The sequence below is a fragment of the Moorena sp. SIO4E2 genome, assembly GCF_010671945.1.
Classification (GTDB): domain Bacteria; phylum Cyanobacteriota; class Cyanobacteriia; order Cyanobacteriales; family Coleofasciculaceae; genus Moorena; species Moorena producens.
In genome coordinates, this window is record NZ_JAAHIE010000711.1 from 1 (window position 1) to 3,196 (window position 3,196).

The window sequence follows — 3,196 nt, forward strand, 5'->3', positions numbered from 1 at the left end:
CCACCGCTGGTGGTACATATCCTCTAACTCTTGTTTAGTTTTAACAGGACGTACTTCAATTGTCGTCATCATGCTTAACCATATTTAGAATGTAGAATGTAGAATGTAGAATGTAGAATGTAGAATTTAGAATGTAGAATTGAGAATGTAGAATTGAGAATGTAGAATTGAGAATTGAGAATTGAGAATTGAGAATTGAGAATGTAGAATTGAGAATTGAGAATTGAGAATGTAGAATTGAGAATTGAGAATTGAGAATTGAGAATTGAGAATGTAGAATTGAGAATTGAGAATTGAGAATTGTAAGCTATCAGCTATCAGCTATCAGCTTTCAGCTTTCAATTAAGAATTAAGAATTGTCATAATATGCGCTACGGGCAGGCTACGCCAACAGCTATCAGCTTTGAATTAATTCAAAATTCTACATTTTAAATTATAAATTATTAATTCTACATTTTAAATTATACATTCTAAATTCTGCATTCTAAATTCTAAATTATACATTCTGATCACCTCACAACTTGGGGATTATTGCTAATCCAGCTGTCGATATCTTTTAACACCTGATCCGGAATTTCCCAAGGAAACAAGTGAGCAGTATTGTGATAGCATTGCCATTGGCTATCTTTAAGATGTTTAGCGGTTTCTCGACTTGATGCTGCGGTAATATGGCGATCCGCAGCTCCTGCTAAGACCAGGGAGGGGCATTGAATCTGGTTTAAGTCTGGCAAACGGTTATAGCCAGCCCTAATGGCAGTGTTGAGTGCTGCTGTAGCGGCTTGGGAGGTCTGTAAATAGGCTGATATGGCGTGGTTGGCAATATACTGGTAGGCGCTGGTTGTGTGTTGTTGGATCAGGTACCGAAAAAGCGATCGCTTACCAAATGTGTCAATATTCCATTGCCATCCTGGTTGTAACCAATTTAAGACACCAGCGATGCCGGTATAGAGATTATCCTGCCAACTAATGGGGGGATGATTACCCCAGGGTCGAGCGGCTGTGGCGATTAAAATTAAACCTGAGACTCTCTGAGGTAGCGTCAGAGCAAGCTCCATTGCCAAAATTCCCCCTAAAGACCAACCTAGTATCAAACAGCGGTCAATGTGGTAATAGTCGAGCAGGGATTCCAAGTCAATCAGGTGGTCGGTCATCTGAAAATCCTGATCAGCTGGACTTTTACCATATCCTCGCAAATCAGGGCTGATAGTCCAGAACCTCTGGGATAGATGTTGGGTAAAAACCGAAAGGCACTGATTTGAGCCGGGATGACCGTGAAGACAGAGAATTGGGAATCCTGACCCCTGGAGGTCAGTGTTGAGATATACTGCTGCTTGGTAGTTTTTTTTAATGCCATTCATGTTAATTGTTAATTGTTAGTTGTGTAAGCATTCAGCCGTGAGCTAAAAGCTCACGCTACGCGAACAGCCGTCAGCCGTTGGCCTTAGGCCACGCTACGCGAACAGCCGTCAGCTTATTTTATTCAATAGCACCTCAAGGAGGTTAAGCTATGGGCAGAAACTTTGTAAGCATTCAGCTGATAGCTGATAGCTGATAGCTGATAGCTGATAGCTGATAGCTGATAGCTGATAGCTGATAGCTGATAGCTGATAGCTGATAAGTATTGTATGGTTTCTTTTACTTATAATCGCACTGTTCGGTTTTCAGATACGGATGCCGCTGGTGTGGTCTATTTTGCTAATGTTTTATCTATCTGCCATGAAGCCTATGAAGCCTCTCTAGATGCATCGGGCATTAATCTCAAGTCCTTTTTCACTAAGCCCGCTGTGGCTATTCCGATTGTTCATGCCAGTGTGGATTTCTTGCGTCCTATGTTTTGTGGGGATCCCCTGCTCATTCATGTGATGCCTGAGCAGTTGAGTGAAAGTAAGTTTGAAATTGCTTATCAGGTTGTTAAAGCTTCGTCATCGCAACAGTTACTGGCTAAGGCAATTACCAAGCACGTTTGTATTAATGCAATGACTAGAACCAAAATTGCTTTACCTGAGGAAATAGTGCAATGGTTAGGGCGTTGCTGACCCAAGGAGTGGTTTACTAAAAATAAAACCATGCAATACCGCACGCCCCTGTGATACCAAAAAAACTGATAAATATGGTAATCACACCGGGAGTTGAAATTGAGATACAACTATATATCTGTGGGTGTAATAAAATGGTGTTATCGTGAATTTATCTAGGGTGTTATAGCTGTAGTTTGTAGAATTTTAGGTAGATAATTCTCGGTATTGAACATTTCTGGTTTATTGGCTATTCTCTTCTACAGGAGGTCGGGTCAACAAACTTACGACAATAAAACATAAAAGACCAGTCAAAAAGGCAATTGTGGTGCTGCCCAGAGGCATGGATAATGCGGAATAATTCTTCATGACATTGGTTATGCAGAACGCCAGGAAACCAAGACCCATAGCACTAAAGACCCCTGCTTTTGTACTCCCTTTCCAGACAAACATCCCCAGTAAGGGCCACAAGAGGAAGGTAGCAAACGTTGCACTTAAAGTAACCACGGGAGCCAGGTAGCCTCTGCCTACTTCTGACAATGCTATAGAGCAAGCGACAACCAGAGTCAAAATAGAGATTAATTGAGCCAATCGATATCTTGAATTTTCTGAGAGAGGCTGAGGAAAAAGTTTTTCAACGATATCGCGAGTAAAAATTGAAGACAGGGTCAGCAAAATACTATCAATAGTACTCATACCACAGGCGAGAACAGCCAAGACAATCATCGCACTCCCAAGGGGCATATACCTAAGATACATTTCGGCAATTAGTGTATCGCTATGGTCAATCTGACCGTATAATGCAGCAGTTGCCATCACTCCTATTGTCATTAAAAGACTTACCATAGTTACACTAATTCCTAGTCTTCCCCATGCTGCTTTGCGGATCGTATTGCCCGAGCGTGCCATCATCATTCTTTGGAAAGCCTGGGGCCAGAGAATATTGGCAAAGGGCCAGGACAAGACTAAGTCCAGAAATATTGGCGTGTTTTTGCTATTAAAAACGAGTTTTTCGGGAATCGCTTGGGTTAACGTTTCAATCCCTTTACCATAGCCCCCCACCCAGTTAGTAAAAAGACAGGCAGTAATGATGATTAATACCAAAAAAAACAATCCTTGGACTACATCAGTCCAGATGACGGCTTTTGCCCCTCCAAAAAATACATAAATCCCAGTAAACA

General features: G+C 41.6%; 3 protein-coding genes. 1 reads left to right on the plus strand and 2 read right to left on the minus strand.

Annotated features, from left to right (window positions below; translation table 11 throughout):
- Window positions 1-509 precede the first annotated feature (509 nt).
- Window positions 510-1,358 carry an alpha/beta fold hydrolase gene (locus tag F6K37_RS35845; RefSeq protein ID WP_287255695.1) on the minus strand — a complete coding sequence of 283 codons (849 nt, stop codon included), beginning with the start codon at window positions 1,356-1,358 and terminating at the stop codon, window positions 510-512.
- Window positions 1,359-1,625: 267 nt separating this feature from the next.
- Between F6K37_RS35845 and F6K37_RS35850 the strand changes: the two genes are divergently transcribed.
- Window positions 1,626-2,036: an acyl-CoA thioesterase gene (locus F6K37_RS35850; RefSeq protein ID WP_287255697.1), complete on the plus strand. Its 411-nt coding sequence runs from the start codon at window positions 1,626-1,628 to the stop codon at window positions 2,034-2,036.
- A gap of 222 nt (window positions 2,037-2,258) precedes the next feature.
- On the opposite strand, the gene F6K37_RS35855 is transcribed toward F6K37_RS35850, so the two are convergent.
- Window positions 2,259-3,196: sodium:solute symporter family protein (locus F6K37_RS35855; protein ID WP_287255699.1), on the minus strand; the 938-nt coding region annotated here is incomplete at its 5' end.

Excerpts from the sequence above, each read along its gene's own strand:
- F6K37_RS35845 (WP_287255695.1), bottom strand. The coding sequence starts at position 1,358 with ATGAATGGCATTAAAAAAAACTACCAAGCAGCAGTATATCTCAACACT.
- F6K37_RS35850 (WP_287255697.1), top strand. The coding sequence starts at position 1,626 with ATGGTTTCTTTTACTTATAATCGCACTGTTCGGTTTTCAGATACGGAT.